Origin of the sequence: Paenibacillus sp. FSL R5-0486 (genome assembly GCF_037975155.1) — a bacterium.
In the GTDB taxonomy this organism is placed as follows: Bacteria; Bacillota; Bacilli; order Paenibacillales; family Paenibacillaceae; genus Paenibacillus; species Paenibacillus amylolyticus.
Genome location: NZ_CP150237.1, coordinates 7,111,236 through 7,133,631 on the forward strand (window position 1 = coordinate 7,111,236; position 22,396 = coordinate 7,133,631).

26 protein-coding genes are annotated in these 22,396 nt (G+C 42.7%); 4 read left to right on the forward strand and 22 right to left on the reverse strand.

The features are described 5' to 3' along the window. Positions 1 to 57: 57 nt before the first annotated feature. The 17 genes from MKY01_RS31375 to MKY01_RS31455 all read right to left on the reverse strand — a co-directional run bounded on the left by MKY01_RS31375 (position 58) and on the right by MKY01_RS31455 (position 13,286). Complete coding sequence (locus MKY01_RS31375) at positions 58 to 1,026, reverse strand: dipeptide/oligopeptide/nickel ABC transporter ATP-binding protein (protein ID WP_339284875.1); 969 nt, start codon at positions 1,024 to 1,026, stop codon at positions 58 to 60. Further along, on the reverse strand, positions 1,023 to 1,823 hold the full coding sequence (locus MKY01_RS31380) for an ABC transporter ATP-binding protein (RefSeq protein WP_036671813.1): 801 nt from the start codon (positions 1,821 to 1,823) through the stop codon (positions 1,023 to 1,025). The genes MKY01_RS31375 and MKY01_RS31380 overlap by 4 nt, the downstream gene beginning before the upstream one ends. Continuing rightward, positions 1,820 to 2,674 carry a nickel transporter permease gene (gene nikC, locus MKY01_RS31385; protein ID WP_036671814.1) on the reverse strand — a complete coding sequence of 285 codons (855 nt, stop codon included), beginning with the start codon at positions 2,672 to 2,674 and terminating at the stop codon, positions 1,820 to 1,822. Before nikC ends, MKY01_RS31380 begins: the two co-directional genes overlap by 4 nt. After that, positions 2,671 to 3,618 (reverse strand): nickel ABC transporter permease, encoded by a 948-nt coding sequence (nikB, locus tag MKY01_RS31390; protein ID WP_282319823.1) that lies wholly within the window; start codon positions 3,616 to 3,618, stop codon positions 2,671 to 2,673. The genes nikC and nikB overlap by 4 nt, the downstream gene beginning before the upstream one ends. Further along, positions 3,618 to 5,168, reverse strand: coding sequence for a nickel ABC transporter substrate-binding protein (gene nikA, locus MKY01_RS31395; RefSeq protein ID WP_339284877.1), 1,551 nt, complete (start codon positions 5,166 to 5,168; stop codon positions 3,618 to 3,620). The genes nikB and nikA overlap by 1 nt, the downstream gene beginning before the upstream one ends. A gap of 235 nt (positions 5,169 to 5,403) precedes the next feature. Continuing rightward, positions 5,404 to 5,925: an SUKH-4 family immunity protein gene (locus MKY01_RS31400; protein ID WP_282319820.1), complete on the reverse strand. Its 522-nt coding sequence runs from the start codon at positions 5,923 to 5,925 to the stop codon at positions 5,404 to 5,406. A gap of 434 nt (positions 5,926 to 6,359) precedes the next feature. Further along, positions 6,360 to 6,836, reverse strand: a complete 477-nt coding sequence (locus MKY01_RS31405; protein WP_282319818.1) for a hypothetical protein — start codon at positions 6,834 to 6,836, stop codon at positions 6,360 to 6,362. A gap of 118 nt (positions 6,837 to 6,954) precedes the next feature. After that, on the reverse strand, positions 6,955 to 7,359 hold the full coding sequence (locus MKY01_RS31410) for a hypothetical protein (protein WP_282319817.1): 405 nt from the start codon (positions 7,357 to 7,359) through the stop codon (positions 6,955 to 6,957). Between the two features lie 83 nt (positions 7,360 to 7,442). Then, positions 7,443 to 7,853 carry a hypothetical protein gene (locus MKY01_RS31415; protein ID WP_282319816.1) on the reverse strand — a complete coding sequence of 137 codons (411 nt, stop codon included), beginning with the start codon at positions 7,851 to 7,853 and terminating at the stop codon, positions 7,443 to 7,445. A gap of 65 nt (positions 7,854 to 7,918) precedes the next feature. Beyond that, positions 7,919 to 8,218, reverse strand: coding sequence for a hypothetical protein (locus MKY01_RS31420; protein WP_282319815.1), 300 nt, complete (start codon positions 8,216 to 8,218; stop codon positions 7,919 to 7,921). A 579-nt stretch (positions 8,219 to 8,797) separates the two neighbouring features. Then, entirely contained in the window at positions 8,798 to 9,394 is a 597-nt protein-coding gene (locus MKY01_RS31425) for a pentapeptide repeat-containing protein (protein WP_282319814.1), read from the reverse strand. Next, positions 9,391 to 9,792: an Imm7 family immunity protein gene (locus MKY01_RS31430; protein ID WP_282319813.1), complete on the reverse strand. Its 402-nt coding sequence runs from the start codon at positions 9,790 to 9,792 to the stop codon at positions 9,391 to 9,393. Before MKY01_RS31430 ends, MKY01_RS31425 begins: the two co-directional genes overlap by 4 nt. A gap of 60 nt (positions 9,793 to 9,852) precedes the next feature. After that, positions 9,853 to 10,263, reverse strand: a complete 411-nt coding sequence (locus MKY01_RS31435) for a hypothetical protein (protein WP_282322253.1) — start codon at positions 10,261 to 10,263, stop codon at positions 9,853 to 9,855. 247 nt (positions 10,264 to 10,510) lie between these two features. Further along, positions 10,511 to 10,915 (reverse strand): hypothetical protein, encoded by a 405-nt coding sequence (locus MKY01_RS31440; RefSeq protein ID WP_282319812.1) that lies wholly within the window; start codon positions 10,913 to 10,915, stop codon positions 10,511 to 10,513. 476 nt (positions 10,916 to 11,391) lie between these two features. Further along, the gene (locus MKY01_RS31445; protein ID WP_282319811.1) at positions 11,392 to 11,859 is read right to left on the reverse strand and encodes a hypothetical protein; all 468 of its coding nucleotides are present in this window, start codon (positions 11,857 to 11,859) and stop codon (positions 11,392 to 11,394) included. Between the two features lie 22 nt (positions 11,860 to 11,881). Then, entirely contained in the window at positions 11,882 to 12,370 is a 489-nt protein-coding gene (locus MKY01_RS31450) for a hypothetical protein (RefSeq protein ID WP_282319810.1), read from the reverse strand. Positions 12,371 to 12,386: 16 nt separating this feature from the next. After that, on the reverse strand, positions 12,387 to 13,286 hold the full coding sequence (locus MKY01_RS31455; RefSeq protein WP_339284881.1) for a hypothetical protein: 900 nt from the start codon (positions 13,284 to 13,286) through the stop codon (positions 12,387 to 12,389). Between the two features lie 280 nt (positions 13,287 to 13,566). Between MKY01_RS31455 and MKY01_RS31460 the strand changes: the two genes are divergently transcribed. Further along, positions 13,567 to 13,992, forward strand: coding sequence for a hypothetical protein (locus MKY01_RS31460; RefSeq protein ID WP_282319808.1), 426 nt, complete (start codon positions 13,567 to 13,569; stop codon positions 13,990 to 13,992). Positions 13,993 to 14,050: 58 nt separating this feature from the next. Here MKY01_RS31460 and MKY01_RS31465 read toward each other — a convergent pair whose 3' ends face one another. After that, positions 14,051 to 14,596 (reverse strand): hypothetical protein, encoded by a 546-nt coding sequence (locus MKY01_RS31465; RefSeq protein WP_282319807.1) that lies wholly within the window; start codon positions 14,594 to 14,596, stop codon positions 14,051 to 14,053. 454 nt (positions 14,597 to 15,050) lie between these two features. Between MKY01_RS31465 and MKY01_RS31470 the strand changes: the two genes are divergently transcribed. Continuing rightward, a complete protein-coding gene (locus MKY01_RS31470) occupies positions 15,051 to 15,482 on the forward strand; it encodes an SMI1/KNR4 family protein (protein WP_282319806.1) in 432 nt (143 codons plus the stop codon). A 143-nt stretch (positions 15,483 to 15,625) separates the two neighbouring features. Continuing rightward, positions 15,626 to 16,282: a DUF1871 family protein gene (locus MKY01_RS31475; RefSeq protein WP_282319805.1), complete on the forward strand. Its 657-nt coding sequence runs from the start codon at positions 15,626 to 15,628 to the stop codon at positions 16,280 to 16,282. 99 nt (positions 16,283 to 16,381) lie between these two features. Here MKY01_RS31475 and MKY01_RS31480 read toward each other — a convergent pair whose 3' ends face one another. Beyond that, entirely contained in the window at positions 16,382 to 17,197 is an 816-nt protein-coding gene (locus MKY01_RS31480) for a DNA-binding protein (protein WP_339284883.1), read from the reverse strand. Positions 17,198 to 17,361: 164 nt separating this feature from the next. Here MKY01_RS31480 and MKY01_RS31485 point away from each other — a divergent pair, with 164 nt between their 5' ends. Then, positions 17,362 to 17,709, forward strand: coding sequence for a helix-turn-helix transcriptional regulator (locus MKY01_RS31485; protein WP_339284885.1), 348 nt, complete (start codon positions 17,362 to 17,364; stop codon positions 17,707 to 17,709). 77 nt (positions 17,710 to 17,786) lie between these two features. Here MKY01_RS31485 and MKY01_RS31490 read toward each other — a convergent pair whose 3' ends face one another. The 3 genes from MKY01_RS31490 to araA form a co-directional block, all read right to left on the reverse strand. After that, a complete protein-coding gene (locus MKY01_RS31490; RefSeq protein WP_339284887.1) occupies positions 17,787 to 19,481 on the reverse strand; it encodes a diguanylate cyclase in 1,695 nt (564 codons plus the stop codon). A 334-nt stretch (positions 19,482 to 19,815) separates the two neighbouring features. Continuing rightward, complete coding sequence (locus MKY01_RS31495) at positions 19,816 to 20,586, reverse strand: AAC(3) family N-acetyltransferase (protein ID WP_127547456.1); 771 nt, start codon at positions 20,584 to 20,586, stop codon at positions 19,816 to 19,818. Positions 20,587 to 20,745: 159 nt separating this feature from the next. Beyond that, a complete protein-coding gene (gene araA, locus MKY01_RS31500; protein WP_017691494.1) occupies positions 20,746 to 22,164 on the reverse strand; it encodes an L-arabinose isomerase in 1,419 nt (472 codons plus the stop codon). Between the last annotated feature and the right edge of the window lie 232 nt (positions 22,165 to 22,396).

Below are 22,396 nucleotides of genomic sequence, written 5' to 3' on the forward strand. Positions count from 1 at the left end.
GTAAGGCGGCTTCATATATAAATTAACGATTACCACCCCCGGCGTCTCCGGGAGTACTCAGAAGATTGAAATCAATTCCTTTGTATAGGGATGGCGTTCTTCAGCGAACAACGCATCTGCACCAAAGCGGTCAACGATCTGACCTTCCCGCATAACGATGATACGCTGGCTCATGCGATGTACAGCAGCCAGATCATGCGAGATGAACACGTATGAAAGACCAAGCGATGTCCGCAGATCGGTGAGCAACTGCAAAACTGCTCCTTGCGAGATCACGTCCAGGCTGGCCGTCGGTTCATCCAGAACAACAACGTCTGGTTCAATGCCAATAGCACGTGCAATCGTGACGCGCTGACGCTGTCCACCACTGAGCTCATGGGGGTAACGTCCAGCCAAATCGCTAGGAAGCTCCACCGCTTCAAGCAGCTTTTGGACGTAAGCCTCCTTCGACGTGTAGGTAAAGTGGGACAGCTCGACGTTCCGTCCAAGTTGTTCGTACGGATCAATCAGCGAATCAGCAATCTTGAGCTTCGGGTTTAGTGCAGCCATTGGATTCTGGAAAACAATCTGAATCTTCCGGCGATGAGGTCGCAACCGTCGGCCGCTCAGCCGTGCAATATCCTGTCCACCCAGTGTAATCGAGCCTGTATCTGCATCTTCAATCCGTAGCAGACAGCGGGCGAGTGTACTCTTGCCGCACCCGCTCTCGCCAACCAGGCCAAGGCATTCGCCGTGGTTCAGGGTGAAGGAAATATCGTTCACAGCCGGTCGGTCTGCACCCGCATACGTTCGGCTCAGATGTTCCACGTGAAGCACAGGATTGCCAGGGGTGCTGAGCGATGAAGCATTGTCTGAACTGGCAATATCTATATCCGCATCTGTAACTGCATGATCTGTTTCTGTAGTATTTATGACTGTATTGTCTGTGTCTGCATGGTTTAAATCTCTAGCAAAATCGTGGCTTCGCACACCAGATTCTTCGGACTGCACGAGTCCACGGCGTTCATCATCTCCGGTTGTCTTCATTCGGTTCCTGCCTCCTTCAATCCCGACTTCAGTGAGCGACTCAAAACCGGAGCCGCATCAATCAGCTGGCGCGTATATTCATGCTGGGGATGGTCAAGAATGCGATGTTTCCCGCCAGATTCGACGATCTGGCCTTCCTTCATCACAGCCAAGCGGTTGGCATAGCGACGTACATGGCGCCAATCATGCGTGATAAACAGAATGGCACATCCCGTCTCCGCTTGTTTGCGTGCCAGCAGTTCCAACACGCGATGCCCGGATACACTATCAAGCGCCGTCGTTGCCTCATCTGCAATCAGCAGACGAGGAGACAGCATTAGCGAGGTGGCGATTGATGCCCGCTGAAGCTGTCCACCGCTCAACTGGAACGGATAACGGCGCAGCAATTCAGCGCCAAGGCCAACCGATTCCAGCGCTTCCTCCGCTCGTTTCTTGCGGATAGCAGAAGACTTTTCCCCATGTACCTTCTGGTATTCATCAAAGTGCCCACCAATGCTGCGAAAGGGCGTAAATGCTCCCTGATAGTCTTGAAAAATATACGAGATGCGGCTTCCCCGCAGGGCGCGCATCTCCTTTGGCTTCCGTTCGAGCAGGTTGCTGCCCTCGAACATGACTCGCCCCGACGCATGCAGGTTGGGCGGCAGCAGACGACCAATTGCTTGCGAGAGCAAGCTTTTGCCACTACCACTCTGTCCAACCAATGCCATGAACTCACCTTCGCGAACAGCCAGAGAGACTTGATCTACAATCGTACGATCCCGACTGGAGATGCTCAGTTCTTCAATGGAGAGAATCATGGCTGCACCTCTTTCTTCACGTCAAACCGGTCTCTTAGATAGTCACCCAGCATGTTGGCGAGCAGCACTACCGAGACAATGGCAAGACCCGGATAGATCATCAGCTCCGGCCGAGACTGGAAGTACGGCCGTGAGTCGTTCAGCATCGCACCCCATTCAGGTGTTGGCGGCTGTGCGCCAAGGCCAATGTAAGACAATGATGAGATGAGTAGAATGATTTTACCCAGATCAAGACTGGCCAGCACAAGCACATGGCCTGCGATATGCGGAAGCAGATGTTTTCTCATGATACGACCGTCCGAAAGTCCGTTGGTCCGGGCGATGCGAATGTAATCCTTTTGGGACTCCGATAAAACCGTACTTCGAACAAGACGCGCATAGCTGACCCACTTTACGATCACGATCGCCAATACCAGATTACCTATTCCCGCGCCAAGCAAGCCACTTAGCACAATCGCCACGATGGTATCAGGGAAAGCAAGAAAGGCATCAGCAATCCGCATGAACAGCTTATCAACCCAGCCACGTTTGTATCCTGCAATCAGCCCAAACGGAATACCTATCAGCAATGCAGCACCAAGTGCCAGCAAGCTATAACCCAGCGTTTGGCCGCCACCAAGCAGCAGACGTGTCAGTACATCGCGACCCAGATGATCGGTGCCAAACGGATGAAGAGCACTTGCGCCCTGCAATCGTCCGCGCAGATCGGTTAAGGTATGATCATGCTTCAGAACTAAAAAGGCATACAAGGAGGCCGCGATGACCAGTAGTGCAAACAGCAGACCAATGATCGCCTGCCAGCTATGTTTTTTAGATTTTGTAGTTGGAATGGGCAGGGGTATGGTTTTCATCGGTGGGCCTCCTTTTCCTTGAGTTTCATTTCGGGATTCAAATAACGGTACGACAGATCAACCGCCGTATTCACGAGGAATACCACGATGGCCATGATCAGAATGTAACCCTGAATCAGTGGATAATCACGCTGGCGGATGGCGTCGACGACAAGCTTGCCAATACCCGGATAAGCGAACAACACTTCAATTACAACAACTCCGCCAATCAGGCTACCGAGACTGACGCCGAATACTGTAATGACAGGCGGCAGACTGTGCCGGAAGGCGTGAAGCATGAAGATCCGGCCTTCGGATAACCCTCTTGCCCGGGCGGATCGAACGAACTCCTGGCTAAGAGAATCTAGCAGGCTGGAACGCAAAAGACGCACATAAACGCTGGAGATGGCAAGTCCCAGCGTCAGAGATGGCAGAATAAGCGAGGTGAATCCATCCCGGCCCATGGTTGGCAGATTGCCGAAGCGTACGCCGAACATGTCGATCAGGATTAGACCCAGCCAGAAGCTTGGCACCGCCGCACCCACAATGGAGAGCATCCGGCTGCCGCGGTCAATCCAACTGCCACGATGGAGTGCTGATAGCGAGCCGAGCGGGATAGCTATGACGAGCATGACCAGTAGAGCGCCTATTGTCAGTTCAGCTGTGGCTGGCAGCGCACGCATCAAGGTCTGCATGACGGGCTGGCCTGTTGAATACGATACGCCGAAGTCGAGACGAACAAAATCGAGCAACCAGTTGCCGAACTGGACAGGAAGCGAATCATTGAATCCCATCTCCTCGCGTACAGCTTCGACCTGCTCCTGACTAACAGACAGTTTGTCCACATTCAGGATCGTCAGCACGGGATCACCCGGAGCCAGGCGAATGAACAGGAAGCTCACAAACATAATGAACAACAGAAAGATAAATACTTCAAGGAACTTCCGAAGCAAAATGCGAAACATTACATCACATCCAGCTTATTGGTAATCATGTAATATTCACTGCGAGTGGTAACCCAGTTCTTGATCTTCTTGCCGTTGTAGGCAACGATCGTACCTGGATGCAGCACGAATGAATTCAGTACGTTATCATGCACATAGTTGGCTGCCTTCTCGGCAAGCTCTGCGCGCTTCTCCGGTGCAACTGTGAGATTCAGTTCGTCGATGATCTTGGTCAGCTCTGGATCTTCCGATCCGCTGAAATTAAGGGCACCCTTCGGATGGTATGTTGCATTCAGGTAATAACCAGCATCTCCACGAGGGGCCGTCAAATTACTGTACGTTGCAATATCCCAGTCGCGATTAGACGCCATATAATCTTCTGGCGTGTCAATCTGACGAATCTGCACGTCGATACCGATCTTCTTCGCATCAGATTGGAATACTTGAGCAATCAGTGGCAGATCGGCACGAGCCGAATACGTCAGTAGGGTCAATTGCAATGGTTTTCCGTCCTTCGTCATCACGCCGTTTTGCTGCGTGTACCCTGCTTCGTTGAGATATTTTACAGCGACATCAGCTCCGGATTCCGTTGCTGTATCCGTATAGGTTGGTGCAAATGGCAGCGATGGCAGGAACGGTCCGATGGCCGCTTCGCCATAGCCGAGCAGGATCGTATCCACGATGCCCTGACGGTCAATCAGCGCGTCCAGCGCACGACGAACATTCAGGTCCTTCATACTCTCCCGCTGCATGTTCATCGTTAGCTGATGCACGCGGAATGTCGATGTGGACTCAACCTTCATGCCGTCCATCGCTTTGAGCGATTCCAGACTCTCGACTTCCGGACGATATACGATATCTACCTGCCCAGATTTGAGCGCTAGTGTGCGGGCATTGGCATCTTCATTGAATGAGAATGTGATGGAATCTAGAGGCGATGCTCCGTCCCAATATTCATCATAGCGATCCAGATCCAGCTTGCTGCCTGGGGTAAAAGAGGTCAGTTTAAACGGGCCCGTACCAATGGGCTTGTTCACAATGTCCGGCTCACTCACGTCGATAATCGCCGTGTTGGGGTTCACCAGTTCTGAAGCGAATTCCGGGAACGGCTGAGTTGTTGTGATCTCCAGCTTGTCGCCATCGGCTTCGATTGTATCAATCTTCAGCGCGTTCTGGATGGCTACATTCTCATCCAGTGCCCGCTCAAGGGATGCCTTAACGGATTCACCCGTCATTGGCTTGCCGTTCTGGAATGTCACATCATCTCGTAGGTCGATTGTCCAATGCTGCCCGTCTTCGCTCTCCCAGCTCTCGGCGAGCCATGGAGCAACCGTCAGATTCTCTTCATCGAGACGTACCAGCGTTTCCGTAATGCCCGCGCGCAGCGGCACATAGCTGGAATCCACATGTGGATCTAGCGAACTGGTGGAGAAGTTATATAGGAAATGAACATTTTTATTATCGGTGGATGGTTGCGCAGCGGGACTGGACTCAGATGATCCGCAGGCGCTCAACAGTCCAGCGCTCAAGGCCAAGGAGACCAGCGCTAGCAGTGGCGTCTTTTTATTCAAGGTAATGCCCCTCTCTCTTAAACGTAATCATTATGATCTAAACAATGAGTATTATCATATCGTAATGATTACGTTTTGACAAGAGTTATGTTGGTGTTAGAACGAGAAAAAATCCGACTCTCGGATGAGAGCGGATTCTTCATGTTTTTTGTTACATATGAGGGCTTTATTATGGTTATTTTCTTTACGATCCGGGATTGTTTACAGGTAGAACCATGCAGGGTTTCTCGAAGAGTTACAATCCAGTTTCGCAGTCTTCCAGCAAATGTGACCAGTAACCTTCGACATTCTTCATTGCTATCGGATCAATCTTCTCTAAATAACCACGAAGTGCTCTGGCATACTCATCTGAGATATATGTACCTTCCAGTCTCATTTTAGTTGCCAGTTCACTTCTAATTAAATGAAACAAAAAGAAGGTTTCCAAATTCTTATTGAGCATATATACGTTGGACTTATTCAATGATGATGTCGTGAAGAACATATCGCTCCCTTGTTTTAGATAGAGACCATACGAGTCACGCATACCATAACTTGCGAATTGACCAATCTGAATATATTCCTCTCCTTCAATAACTTTCACTTGGAAAGCTTCAGATTCATAAAAGGAAAAATCATCATATTGTTCTGGAACTCCTATGCCGATTAAAAATTGAGCATTCTCTTCAGTTACTCCCCAAGCTTTTAGTTTAGTATAGTCATAATTGATTATTTCCGTGTCATAGTAGTCCTTTATCTCTACGATATCAAAATCCATGATTCATTAATACCTCCTCCTCTAGAGTCAACTATTCAATTCTAATAACTTCCCACATAAAGCTACTAACTTCAGAATATATACAGAATTGTAGTTTCACTAATAAATGCACTAGGTAATATATCTTGTATATTTTCAATTCTACCCGTCATATAATCTAACTCACTCCCGTTTAAATGTTCCTTTGCCCACTCACTTAATCGTTTTAACTCAACTACAGCAGCTTCTAATTGGTGAGAATATATTTTAGATTCATCCCGAATCAGGACTATTCCTAATTCATGTATTGCTGCCTCCCAGTACTCATCTTAAAATTCCTGAGTAGCAATATTCTCACTGAGTGTAAGTTCACAATTCCGATCTTCTATATCCCCGTTATATCTATATAGACCTACGGACATTAGTATCCCCCCAGTTTGATCAACATGATCCTATTAGATGTCGCTAATATCTTGTACTGAAATATTTAAATGTCTCCAATAATTAAGAGGATAAGCTGAACTACCTACAACTATTTCGCCTTGTCTTATGGTAAAACTCTCGCCTCGTTCAAAGAGTTTTATCATTGGTTCGTAGAGGTCGATGTATTGAATTGCTTCACCCACTCCTTGATCTGCTAATTCGGAAACTTCTAAATAACCGTAGCAAATTACCTTCACATAAGGATTTCCTAGCGTGTCCAGTTTTGAACAAGCTCGATATACTTTTTCATCTATAGCTTTTCCAAGAATTTTAGCAAAACTAAATAGGGGATATTGATCTATTGAAGCATCAATCTCGTTTAATAATTGATTAACGCATCTAAGATATTCTTTAATCAGAATATGAGAAGATTCTAGTGAACTATTTTCGGTATCCTCAAATGAAATAAACGATAAACGTTCAATAGCTTTGGTTAGTAGCTGCCCCATGTGTTGCTCTCCTCTCGATTAACTATTAAACCTATTTAGCGTTACGTACAAGGTAACGACTAAATAACGCAGCCCTGGCAACTGCGTTATCGTTTGAAATTATGTTCCTTGATCGCAATCAGTCGAATTCAATATACACGCTACAACCGTTCGTTTTGGCTAATTCTAAAAATGTTGATATCTGATGTGCTACTTCTGGGAGAGTAGGGACAATGTTCTTAACATTCTCTCTTTGCCCACCAGTTACTTTACTCACATTGAAGGACTTAAATAAATGAATAGCTGAATCAAGGTCCTGTACTTCCCATGGACTTTCCTCATACCAACCTTCATGGGCATAGTATTCTTGTAGAATACCATTGTCAGTAGACTCATACTGGCACATAAGATCCAATACTGTCTCAAAATATCCATTCCACATCTTTAGGATATTTTTCTCCGCAGAGTCTCCAAATACAATTAATATTTCCGGTTGCCCCTCGTAACCAACATAATAAACGTCATTAACTTTATCTTCTTTCATAGTTCATCAACTCTCCAACGTTCATAAAGAGCATTACCCTCGCTCTAATGAACTTAGGTACTCGCTTATTATACTCATTTCACCTATTTTAACCCCTTAAGAAATTCCTCTAATATTTTTCGGCTAGCAGTTCCTGCTCCTGAAATTGCATTATGCACACGATCTAATATTATAGGATGATTTATAATTCGTTGCTTATGTTCAGTAGATGTGTAACTTCTTAATGTATCTATACTTATTTCAAATAACTCGCTGTCTTCAACAGAAAGTAGCGAAAGTAGGATTTCAAATTCTTGTGTGTGCTGTGTACTATCTAGACAGTAAGCCAGCTTTTTCTTCCAGTACAGTGGCTTATTTAACACCTCAATGGTTAATTGATCCCAATCACTTTGTCCGAATTCCTCCAATGATTCTGCTGCTATAATACAACCGTCATCATACCAGGAATCAACTGTCGTCACAGCTGATAAAAGATTATCTAATTGTTTGTACATATTAAACATTAACCTCTATCTTAGTCATCTCCCAGTTTGATCCTACTTTCTGTATACCGGTAAGATTAATCCATGTAAGAAATGGCCGTCTTGATAATATTCGTTAATTTTAATTCAGGATATTTTTTATCACATTCCTTGAGGGTGTTGATATATTCTGTACTTTGGAGATTATAAGCTATTTCTTCAAACACCTCACTAACCCAAATAAGTTCGTCCTTACTACAGTTCTTGAGGAATTGAATCGTCTCATCTTCATTTTGGCTTAGTATATTAATTAGTTCATCTCTGTATTGCTCGATTACTGGATCGTTCATATGAAGAGCCGCTCTTTTTCGTATTACTTCTCTAGACTCTTCGATCATTTATAGTGACCTCCATTTAGAAGATTCAGCCCAATCGTAATCAGACACCCAGAAATAGTCCGATCTATTAAGATTCAGGTATTCATAAACATTCGTTATTCTCTTCTTTATTAGTTTAAAGACTGTAGAACTGCTATGAACGGAGGATGCCCCGTTTCTTGGTTTTGTAACAAACTTGGTTTACGAAATCTTAGACTCGTCTGTAGTTCAATTACAGGTGCTTCAGCCCTGACTTCTTTAAGCAAAACTTTTATCCAAAGGGGGCACAAGGGTACTCTACAACCCAACATCTTTATAACAGAATCAATATCGAACTCGCGTCCATCTAAATTATTCGAATTTAACATTCCCCGGTAAAGATATTCGTCTGTAGAATTTAAAGATTTACCCCGCTCCTCAATCGTAGTAATTATGAATTTACTGTTTTCACCCAGTACTTCGTTATGATAGGTGGATAATTCATCTACAGTTTTTAGTAAGTATTCCTTAAAAGAATCTAGGTCCATATATTTTATCAACATGCCTACTCCGTTAATTTAAATTCAATTCAGCACTTGTCTTTAAGATATAATTTAAAATTTATTCTTCCACGGTAGCTTCTAACCATTTTGCTGCATCTTGACCTAGAAGGACTGTTGGGTTGTCAGGAGTGCCGACATTAATGCTATGGAAATTCGCTTCGGTTATTCCTTTCATATTTTTCAAAGTTGCTCCATAGAATGAAACTCCTTCAAACCTCGATTCGCTTATATCTATATTTATTAATGAAGCGTTACTAAAGTCAGTTAGAGAGAAGCTACTTGCCGAAAAATTACAATCTATAATCGTAGCCCTTTTAAAATCAGCCTCCCAAAAATCACCTCTAGCAAATCTTACACCATTCAAAGTTGCATTAGAAAATTCAGTATAAGATAGGTCCGACTTATAAAAATCACAATTCACTAATTCTGCGTCGTTATAAGTTGACGAACTTAAAACTGAGGCATGGAAATCCATGTTGTTCAGGCTAAGATTATCAAAATTACAGCTAGTCATATACGATTGTGCCAAACACACACCAGTTAACTCATAATGTTGAAAATCAACTTCCTGTAATCGTAGCTTCTCACCTTCTTGACCATTAGTCTCTAACCACTTTTTGTGAAGCTCAAATTTAAGATCTAACTCTTGTTTCATAGCTCTTCATCCTCTAGTTTAGGTATAAATGGGGAGAGGAACGGATCATCATTCTTCATTACTTTACCTCGAATTAAAGTGTAGACCTTAAACTGATTGGAGGATTCCGCATCATCACTATCTCTTACATAAAGAATCCCATAGGAGCCCGGAGCTATTTCACCTACTACTTTAAACACTTCGGTGGGATCATACTTCGATACAGGTTTGTGATTATCTAGGCCAGCTATCCATATTTGAAAGTCACCGTTAACTGCTCTCACGTCCAAAACACCTGTAGGCCAACTTAGCTCCTCTACATATTCTCGCAGATGTTGAATAACTAAACCATATTGATACTCATCTTCTTCAAACGACGTACGCTCTCTAATGGTTGCCCAGCCATGATATTCATACATAATCTCTTCACAGCCCCTCATCCGTATCTATGTGGCTAGTTGACTATAAAGTCATTTTCTTTAATCCGTTCTTTCAATAATCGCCTTAAAGGGGGAATGTCCCGTTTCAACATTTCTCAACAAAGTAGGTTTTCTAAACCTTAGACTGCACTGTAACTTAAAAATCGCTGTTGTTTCATCTAAACCTATAAAGATTACATTAATCCATATAGGCACCATTGGCTCTAAACCGCAAAGAACATTCACCGTATTGATTAACGGTAACTGCTTTCCTCCTATATTATCCTCACTCAAAATATTCAATCGCATCATATCATCTGCACTATTCAAAGGCTTATCCTTTTCCCTCACAGGCTCGATAATGAATCTATATTCATTAGATGTTAACCCAATTTCATTCGAGATTTCTTGAATTGTCTTTAATAAATTTTCTTTGAATATATCTTTATTCATTTGTTTTATTTGTTCCAAAGTCATCCCCATCAGTTTACTCAATATGATTTAATTCAATGTCGCTAATATCTTGTACTGAAATATTTAAATGTCTCCAATACTTAAGAGGATAAGCTGAACTACCTACAACCATTTCGCCTTGTCTTATGTTGAAACTCTCGCCTCGTTCAAAGAGTTTTATCATCGGTTCGTAGAGAAGGTAACGACTAGATAACGTAGCCCTAGCAACTGCGTTATCGTTTGAAAGTATGTTCCATGCTCCCAATCAGTCGTATTCAATATACACGCTGCAACCGTTCGTTTTGGCTAATTCTAAAAATGTTGATATCTGATGTGCTACTTCTGGGAGAGTAGGAACAATGTTCTTAACATTCTCTATTTGCTCATCAGTTACTTTACTCACATTGAAGGACTTAAATAAATGAATAGCTGAATCAAGGTCCTGTATTTCCCATGGACTTCCCTCATACCAACCTTCATGGGCATAGTATTCTTGTAGAATACCATTGTCAGTAGACTCATAATGACACATAAGATCCAATAATGTCTCCAAATATCCATTCCACATCTTTAGGATATTTTTCTCCGCAGAGTTTCCAAATACAATTAATATTTCCGGTTGCCCCTCGTAACCAACATAATAAACGTCATTAACTTTATCTTCTTTCACAGTTCATCAACTCTCCAACGCTCATAAAGAGCATTACCCTCGCTCTACTAGTGTGAACTTAGTTACTCGCTTATTATACTCATCTTCCTCTTCAAACGAGATCATATCTACACGTTCAGGGATCTTGGTCCGGGAGATATGAATCCCATGAATACAAGAATCACACCATATATCTAAAAACCCTATTCTTCACCGTGTATCTCCGACATACTGAAAGTGTATATTGGAATGGCCACAATTAGGGCAATTTAGTTCATATTTATTTTCGTCCTTACCTACTAACCTCAGCCATTTACTATGTTGTGTTTTAGCCATTAAATTACCTCGTAGTATATGACTTACTATCAATTTCTTGCGAACTTTAAAGACCATTCTCCCTAAGAAACCGGTTTAATAAAAAAATGTACTCTGACCGATTCTATACATCAGCCCGTTCGAATTGTGAAGATCTCCTTTTGAAAGTGAGCTCCAGCTTCTCAAATCAATCCTGCCATATCCTTCTCAATAAAGTTTCCATCCAGTAAATCATAAGGCCAATCATAGATATCAGGGTTCTCTCTGCAATGCGAGTTAATGACAAGTTGACCCTCAGACCGCAGAAAGATCACGCCAGTTTCACTATCTGTCAATGCAGTATCCTCATCTAATCTGTCTGTTAGAGTATTAATCGCTTGGAATATGACTTGGAATCCTTCTTCGGGTGAGCGTGAGAAAACGGAAATATTGATACAATAATTAATATTTAAATTTAACTCTTCTCTCGTAAAACTCACTAACTCATCATCGTCTTGTACGATAAGTGAGAAGTTAGGATTGGTAATTGTGTAATAACCATCCCTCGATTTCATGTGAGTCTCCTGAGAAAAATCTTGTAGTGAACTCAACAATAGTTCCGCTAAATGTTGAGTATCTTTCTTATAGAATAGGTACAATGCTAAATCCATACTTCAATCAGCCCCAGACCTATTATTCCAAACTATTCATATCTAACGGTTTCATCTCAAGAAATTTATCGTACCAACTATTTAGTGGAATATGTGCACACCCTACTACATTCAGCTCTCTTGGTTTAAGTACAACTAATCCCTGTCGTTCAAAGATTTTTATAAATGGTTCATACACGCTTAGATATTCTACATATGATTGATTCTTATCAGCAAGCTTTGCTAATTGTAAATAATATTCGAATACTTTATACACATACACATTAGTACCACATTCGCTCATTGCAGTTATATTACAATAATCAGAAATTTCTACTTCTTCATTATCTCCCAATACAGTTGCAATGTTAGCAATAAAAGGAGGTAGCGGTCGTATAGAACTCTCTTTAAAAAAATAAGCTAATCTTCTTAAGTACTCACGTGCCAAATCTGCTTCTACTTCTGAAGATCGGCTTCCTACTTGTTCCCAATTTATCTTGTTAATTCTTCCTACTGCTGCTTGCAAATTCACTATAGCCACCTCAATTTCAATATTTATCTGGATCGTCAAAAACGTATTTTCTGACATCACCTACAGGATTGTATCCTGGGAATGGGGGAGGATTAGGATCCGTTACATCTGCTTTATCATGTGCATTTTTCGTAGTATCTACATTAAATGTCTTCTTGGCAGAGTCCCATGTATTTTGATCTCTTAATGGTAAGGGTTCAGAAATAACCTCTCCTTTATCATTCTTAACTCCATTTTTCATTATATCGCTTTCTTTCAATTCGTGATTTGCAGTTTGCCGAAACCAGTCTTTTTCTGCTTTAGTCAGTTCTCTTAGCTGTGCCTGTTGCCAACCGTAAGCAATATCTTGATCTCCTTGCATGTATAACTTTTGATAAGATCTACCCTCCACAGATAGATCATGAACATTAAGAAACAAATGTTTTTTCATCGCGGCAACTTCTGCTTCCGCCAGTCCAGTGTTTTTAGAAACCGTTTGTACATCATCTAAACCGATTTTTCTTATATCAATATACTTTCTCTCAACAAAAGCTTGAAATCCGTCTTCTGGAGGTATTATGTGTGGTCTCATTTTTATTGGATCAGTTATATATTTCCCCGATTGTGCCCCTTCGGCATCTTTAGCCTGCTTTTGCCCATTCCCTTTCTTCGCCTTAGCAGCCTCAATATGCTGCTTAATCTTTGCCACAGCAGGATTAGAAGCAGGCAACCTATGAGGCCCTTTACCACCGGGCATGCTCCCACGAACCATCTGGAGCGCCATGAAAACCTGGCTAAACTTCAGAGAGGTCACCATCATCTGAGCATACTTATCTGATACAGGCTCTCCCGTCGTAGGATGAATGCCCATCTCAAATGCCTTGATCTGTAACGCAAAAATATCTTCCCCAGGCGGTTCAACGTTCACAGCTTGCATGCGATTAAAGTCCAGATTACTAAATCACTTATTACAAGAATTCTTTTGTTCGATTGATCAATCTCTTTTACATACCCTTGAATCCGTTGATCATTTGAATTAAAAATGGTACATGCACTCAATATAAATAACAGTGAACATATTAACAACACCTTCATAAATTTCATACGGACACACCTCCACCAGTAACCTCGATGTACTTTAAGGATTAAACAAAATAGAGTTTATGCGGAACATTCCAAATACAAAATTCGTTTAGGGACTAAAGAGGGGGAGTACCATGAGAAGATATTCATTTATCGTCTTAATGATTGCTATAGTTATGATCCCGATTCTTAGCGGTTGCCAAAGTTCTAATCAGCCCGATCAAGTCGGAGTAAGTAAAGTACCGAAGGAATTACACACCTTCTATCCTGGCGATATTACACAGGTTGATTCTATTGAAATGATGAGTGGCAGTGATGGTACTAAAAGAACAACTACAGATCAAGTGCTGATTCAGGAATGGATTGAAAAGGTAAGCGATTTAGAAATCGTACTTGATCCAGATCAAGAAGATTCAACAGGGGTTTTGTACCATGTCACGATGTTTGAGCAGGGAAAAGAATTGCTGTACATGACACCTACCGATATGAATCATCAGCGAATAGAGCCGCAGTTGGAATTAGCTGACCGAATGTCGGAACTTTATGGTGCCATAGAATAAGATAAAGTTCGATATGAAATTATCCATCGTAATCAACATTTTCATTAAAGTAGGTTCTCTATGAAGTCAATCGCTTTACATCAGTTAACTTTCTCTGAAGTATTTGAATACTTGTACTCTGCAGTAAGTCAGGATTCAATTCAGTCACAAAATCCAGAAACTGATGCGCATTACTCATAATTTCATCTGTAAAGGAAGCCGAACTTACATTAATATCCTTCCAAGTTGAGTATCTAAATTCCTCAAGTGGTTCAGTAATAAATAAGTCCAGAATAACTTCCCGATTAATATCTTCTACTAAACTAACTTGTAGTTCTACTCCCTGCTGTTTAAACTCCAGCCACAAATTAGCGCTATCAGGAATTCGATAAGCAACATATTGATGTATTCTAATCTTCTGGACTATAGTCAGTAAGTCCACAAACCATCTAATAATTCTTTCATTACCAAATGGACAATCGTCAAAGAACATACCGTACTTACTTCCGTTAAAGTCCAATTCAATACTTCCCTCGAAATCTTGTTTCGTTAGATCAAACTTCTTTGCAGACATTTGTTTAATTTCATCAAAGTTATCAATTGCTTTAAATGAAATAGTGAACATAATTGAACACCCTAATCTATTAAAATAATAATTATATATATATGTGTACTATACGGAATTAGGAACAAACAATACACCTCCGTTTGAGATTTTCAGGAGAATGGGTACAAGCAAATAGAACTATAGGTCCTCACAAACAGCATCTAACATGGATTAAAATATAGTACAGATCAAGAACTGAGGATTGAGACGATGACAAAGATACGATAGTTATCTAAAAGCGATACAAGAACAAAATAACGGAAAAATACAACTATCTGTTGAACAATTAGAATAATCAGATTTTGGAAGAAAGATATAATGAAATTTGTGAGTTGGGTATTGAGGATATACAGGCCAATTTTCCCCGAAGATGAATGACTCGTACTAAGAGAGCCGTTATTACTATATTCCTTGAAATTAATAGATCAAAAACTGAAGTAGCCAAAATGATTATCTCTAGGGAGTAGATCAAATGGTCGATAATAATAATGCATGGAGCACAGAGTATTCTCCTGTTGATATTCGTACCGTAAAGAAAGTGGAAAAGACTTGGGGTATACAATTCCCCTCTGAGTACATTCATTTCATAGAAAAATATCACGGTGCAGAACCTGCCCAACGGACGTTGAGCATCAGTGGAAAAAAAGTGATGTTTTCTTCCTTCTTAACCTTCATCGCATTTGATGAGCTTGATATATTGGATGTATATAATGAGCAAAAGAATAACCTTCCTCCTAATCATTTTCCTTTTGCTATAGATGAAGAGGGTAGCCTGTTTTGTTTTAATTACAGCCACAATTCTCAGCCTAATATTATCTATATTGAAACGATAAATTCTTACAACACCTTGGGTGGTCATCTGGCCGCCACAGACTTTACAGCATTTATCCAACAATTTAATTAAACAATCTGACTTCATCCAGTAAGGATGGAGTCTATACTAGAATTCTTCAAAGGATTCTCTCATCAAGCTTCTGCTATGGGAAGATGTTTATGTGACGACCAGACCCGAAGGATCAATAAAGAACTTTAAAAGAGGTGTTACATATGTTAGTTAAAAAAATAATAAACGATTGGGACCCCATTAATCTATTCCCCTACGCTCCTGAGGATGAATATGAGGAAGAGGTAACACAAATTGAAGAATATATTCGCACCGCCAGCTTGGACAAACATAACTTAGCTAAAGAAATATACACGATGTTCAGTGAGAAATTTGGGAGCGATATATTCACTGAGAGTTTAGAGTCATGTACAAATATTGCGAATAAAATTCTGGGACTGCCGCACTTCATAGGCTATACATTATCTAAGCTTCGTACCTACGAATGGGTCAGATATAATATGTTTGCAAGAGAGGATCTTTATCATCACACGCCCGGATTTTATTTCAGATTTTTCAATCCAGGGAAGATGTACAACGAATTAGCTACATGTATAGATGCTTTCCAGGGCGAGTTACAATGGAAGTTGTATCTTGGTCGTGAGACTCGCAACCATAATTACAGCTTGGAACCATATGAAGTATATCAGGCAAGATTAACGGACGAATATAAGAAAAATTATAATCTAAAAGGAATTTTAGGCGATAAGTATAACGAAATATGTGAAAAAGGGATCAACGACATTCCATCTTTAAGTGATCATATTGAAGATTGGTTTAATTTAGTAAATAAAAAGCCGATCTTTCCTGACCGTGACTAAGTATACGACTGTGACTCAGGTAAAATATAAACTGCGTATGATCAATTAAATCGTAGGCAGTCTTTTCAACGCTCAGAGTGTTTGTCTATTTTACCCAACTTAGATAAGCTCCTGTCCTATCCCTTTCATAAATGCCCGATACCGCCCAAGTTGCTCCGCCGTCGCCTCTTCCCGCAATGATTCCAATAATGCCGTGCACCTTATAAAATACCGATCCATCCCTAGTTTATCCGCTAACCAGATTGCCTGCAAAATGAACTCCACGGCCTCTTGCGGTCTTCCCATCCACTGTTCATACAAAGCCCGCTGATAACAGTAATGGTACATATCATCGTTGTTTGAAGAATTCATTTCTGTGCCATCGCCCAGCATCTGATCCTCAAACACATGTAAAAAACGATCAATCTGCCATCTATGCCGCACTGCTGCTTCCGTAATCACTTTCAGACCCGCTAACCATTCCTCCAGATGCTCAAGCAAAAAGTTCACAAACTCCTCCAGCAGTTCGACCTGCCCGGCTTCAATCTCAAGAGCATACCGATTCACCTGTGCCTTATGCCTGAACTCCTGCACCACCTGCATACCTACATCATCCAGATTCTCAATCCACCCTATTTCTGCATATTGATCGATACATGCTCGCGCCTGATCTACCTGTCCCATCTTCTGGTGAGCCATACCTCGCATTAGGTGACTGAACCCGTAATAGTAGACCAAGGGCCGCTCGATGTGTATATGTGGTGCAGGCACTCCCTTTGACCGGTACTCCTGCCGCTCTTCATGGATCGACTGAACACATAGATATAACATGTCCGCCCTCTCCATCACCTTGTTCCAATTTTCAAAAGCCACAGCCATGTCCAACATTTCAACAATGATGTCCGGTTTGAGTGATTTTAGGATAGATTTCCGCAAAGATAATCCTCCTTAATTATCGATTTTCTTATAATTGTATAGATAAACCAAAAGAAGATCAATATAAATTGTACTTATAAGTACTTTTTAATAATTATTTCCTTTGCACATATTAGTCTGTAAGGATTCTATAACCTCTTCTAACCTTAAGTGGAGGTGATCAAATGAGTTTACCAGAGGACGTAGGAAATCGAATACGTGAGTTAAGGAAGGCAAAAGGCTGGACTCAGGAACAACTGGCGGAAGCAGCAGGTCTTCATTACAGCTATATTGGTGGGGTTGAACGGGGAGATCGTAACATTTCTTTGGAGACTCTTGAGAAAATAATCAATGGATTGCAGGTCACTGCTGAAGAAATCTTTAAATTCAAAGAAGACTCTGAGTACAAAAAAGCCTTGGATGAACATATAACTTTAATAAGCGGCAAAAGTACAGATACAATCGTATCATTGACCAAAATTAGCAAAGAATTTTTAAATGCTATCGAAAAATCATATAAAAATTCCGAATAAATATATCTGTATCTACATCATTACTTTAATACCAAAAAAGAGTGGAGTACGTCTCCACTCTTCTCTTATTTCTCTTTTCAAATAACTTCCCGCTCAAACTCCGCAAACTCCACTCTGTTACGCCCGTTCTGCTTCGCCTGATACAGCGCCTTATCCACCGCAGCGAACAGTTGCGTCAAATACCCCTCCGGATTGTCCGGCACATGCACAACTTCAAAATCCTCAAAGGCCAGAATTCCAATACTAATCGTAATCGACACCTGCGTACTCTCGTGATCCACCATGATGTGGTTGGACTCCACAGCTGTCCTCACGCGCTCTGCGATTTGGTTCGCCAGATCATGCTCCGTATGCGGAAGGTAGATCATGAACTCTTCCCCGCCATAACGCGTCAGGATATCGGTACTGCGAATCGATTGTTTGACCGCCTCCGCCGTGCGAACAAGCACTTCATCCCCGATGACGTGTCCGTAGCGATCATTGATCGCTTTGAAGTAGTCGATATCGAGCAGCAGGAGAGAGAATGGTGTTTTGTATTGAATATTGGTAATAACCTCGTGATTCAGATGTTGGGTCAGATATCGACGGTTGTAACAGTTGGTTAAACTGTCCGTCAGCGCCAGTTCCTCCAGTTTGCGATTGGCCTCGGATAACTCCTGACGGATCAGGTCTAGCGCCTGATTTCGCTCTTGAAGCGTTACGTTCTGGCGATTCATCTCTTTCACGTAGAAACGCTCCTGCGAGACATCCTGGAACGTGAGAATATGACCGATCGGCACAAGAGCCGAATCCACAATCGGAGAAGATTGCAGGATATAGTGCCGGATATTGTTGTCCCGCTCCACGATCACTTCAATGTGAGAGAGGGTATTTTCTTTTTTCTTATAGTGATTCACGAACTCCCGACAGCTACCCACGACATGAACAGACTCCAGAAAGGCTTCCATATCAAAAGAATCCCCCACATGCAGATCCATAAAGGATCGAGAGGCTTTGTTCGCTTCAACAATGACTTCATTCTCATCCAGTACCAGGATGCCATATGGGATGGTATTGATTACATCCTCATGGGCGATGGAGACCAGATCGAACACATTGTATCTTTTGATCACATAGACAAAGAACAGGTCCGATAGAAAGATCCCCAGCGAAGTCATGCCAGGAATGATCGGCAACCAGCGGGCTAGAACGACATTCAGAATCGCATCAATCGTTGCAAACACAGCCAACACCAAGATGCCCCACAGGGTGATTCTCACCTGTTTTTTGATCATGGCAGACGTCTGCGAAGAATACACCGCCCGGAATAGAACCACGAGAGAAGTCAAGAAATAACTCACCAGAATAGTCATCACAACCCAGAACCAAAGGCCGTAATCCCGCTCGATGTACCCGCCCTCCAGTGGAATGACGAACTCGTTCCATGGATTAGCGACCACACCTATAGCCCCGATCACCGCAGGGACAAATAGCAAGAAGGTTCCTTTTGCACTCAGACGCTCTGAATAACCGGTAATAAAGATCGTCAGTAGAAGCCACCCGCTCCCAAGCAAGGAGACCGCAACGAAAGATAAGGTAACGTAGAACAATTGCAGACCGGAATCATCCGTGAGCGTACTCGCAAATTGACAGAAAGGCCAGAGCATCATCAACCCGTGAAATAAAAAGTACACCTTATGTAAGTTCGTAATTCTAACCGTAGCAAACACATATACACCTACACCGAACAATAGGACAAATAAAAAGAGATCATACCATACTAAAGGGTTCACGAATCTTCTCCTTCTTAGATGCTACAATGACAACGTGGTTGTTCATGATTCTATGTGATACTTATATATAACTTCAATAAACACCTATACAATTCTGCTACGCCACACTTATTGGTTAATTTAACATATCTTATCACACCACCATAAGGGTGAGTAGCCCATACACTGGAAGTCCGACCAACCTCTGATCGAAATGCTGATCTATTTCTGATTATTTATGAATGCCTTTGAAGGTTTAGAGTACAAACAGGAGAGGAGATCATCTGCTCGGGAGTTATTCAGCTATCATCAAGTGGTCGATATCGAGCCATCCGGCTACCGGACGGCCCTTGTATCATTCGGTTACTGCATGTAGAGGGAGATTGTCCGTGAATAGATCGGGGTTATGCTTGAGCATCTCCGTAATTACCTCTGCTGTCTTAGCCGCATCACACACTCTTACGACCGCATCACCGAGCATTCCTTTACGCATCGCACCTTCGCGAACCAATACCTCATCTACTTTCCAGAAATGCTCCGACCATGGCAACCCACAATGTCTGCGGGATGGTACTGAAATCTGGCTTCCATCCGGTAAAACCGTATACAACATCTCATGCTCGTCCGTCATTCTGCCAGGGATGTCCACCCACTCTTCGACCCCATGGATAAATGTATTCCGCTTCAAGTCAACGCCTACTAACAAGATCGTTGCTTTCCGATCTAGCAGTTTCCCCCATGCTGAACCTCTCGCACATGGTGTATCGAAGAGATGATCGTCTTTCGTAAACGCCTCTGCGTCCCTTCCCAGTGCCGCTACCGAATGCGTAGGGTGCCACGAACGAACTACGCCCGGACGTTTACGAAAAAGTTCAGGCAGTATGCCCACGCAACAGGTAGAATTTTCCACGTGGAACACTGGGTTATCCGCATTAATGGTAGACCACGTATGAGTGGGAAGCACCAACAATCCCTCTTTCATATAGTCGCTAAAGGCATCCAACACCGTGTCTGCTCCACCTTCAACCTCGCCTATACTTTTCATTGAAGAGTGAATAAGCAACGTACCTTGCCCATCCATACCAAGCTGCTCTAATTGCTGTATCAAGCTTTCTTTTGTGTACATGTCCTTCCTCCTTCATTTCTTATCCTTTTCGATGAAAAAGCAAATCCTTGCTCAGCTTCACATCATGCTTCTCAGCATAACAAACAAAGGGCCGAGGGTTAACCCCCGGCCACAGAGAAAAAATTTGTATGAGTTCAGGCAGTAGCTACCACTCCACTTTTACTTAATAATAACGTACTCCAGATTCACCAGCTTCGCATACGTCACGATCTGATCTGTCGTCAGGTTCAAGGATACAACCGTATGGTGACCACCACCATTTTCGATCCATGCCTTCACTCCATCTTGGAAGTTCGGCTTCACGCTCCACAGAACACGTGCTACTGGCAGATTAGGTGCTGGAACGGTTGGTTCAAAAGCAGATACTTCGTTGATCAGCAGTTTGTAATGTGTACCGAAGTCTGCCATGGATACCACGACACCTTCGCCTGCTTTACCATCGAATACAAGACGTGCCGGATCTTCACGATCGCCAATGCCCAGTGGGGACACGATGATTCTCGGTTTGGTGCTGGCAAGTGTCGGATCTACTTCAAGCATGTGAGATTGAAGAATCGCTTCCTGTCCAGCAGCCATCTCGTATGTGTAATCTTCCATGAAGCCCGTGTTCTCGTTATGGGCCATGATTTTTAGCAAGCGATCCAGCGCAGCTGTTTTCCAGTCACCCTCACCGGCAAATCCGTACCCTTGAGCCATCAGGCGTTGCACTGCCAAGCCCGGAAGTTGTTTCATGCCATGCAGATCCTCGAAGTTCGTAGTGAAGGCACTATATCCACCTTCGTCCAGGAAACGTTTGATCGCAATTTCATAGCTCGCTTGCACACGTACGCTGGCTTCCCAAGCTTCCTTGCTGTTCGTGCCATAATCGAATTCGTAGAGGTCTCCATACTGAGCAATCAAATCATCGATTTCCTGCTCTGTTACAGCGTTCACGTATTGCACGAGGTCGCCAATGCCGAAGTAATCAACCGTCCATCCGAATTGGATCTGTGCTTCCACTTTATCACCTTCGGTTACACCCACGTTGCGCATGTTATCACCGAAGCGCGCTACTTTGATGTTAAAGCTTTCATTATAAGCTACCGCTACGTCCATCCAGTCAGCAACCTGCTGTTGCACTTCTGGGCGCTCCCAGTAGCCAACAACGATTTTATTTTGTTTTCTCAGACGGGCATTAATGAAGCCATATTCACGGTCACCGTGTGCCGCTTGGTTCAGGTTCATGAAGTCCATATCGATGGTTGCCCACGGAATGCTTTCGTTGAATTGGGTTGCCAAGTGCAGCAAAGGTTTTTGCAGCAATTTTGTACCACGAATCCACATTTTCGCCGGGGAGAACGTATGCATCCACGTGATCACACCTGCTACTTCGTCACGATAGTTGACTTCCTTCATCGTGCTCGTGATTTTATCTGCGCTTACCGCCAGATCCTGCAATACGAGCGGGTACGGCAGTACGCCACTTGCATTAAGGGCATCCGTGATTTTCTGTGCGTTGGCTTTTACTTCGCCCAGTGCTTCTTCTCCGTACAAGTGCTGTGAACCGACCACAAACCAGAATTCTTTTGCTGCTGACATATAATCATCCTCATTTCATTATTTTATAGTTGAATAAATGGGTTACACTGGACCACTGCGCAGCCAGAATAATCTTCCGATCACTGTTATCCCCAGATTTTTTTGATTCCCTTTTCTAAAGGGAAAATCCGGGGATAAAGGTGAACGCTCCGCTTCTCCAGCTTTCTTCTGTCTTCTCCGTTATCGTGTAAAAGTTTTATACAACTTCGTTGGCAGTAGTAGCACAAGACCT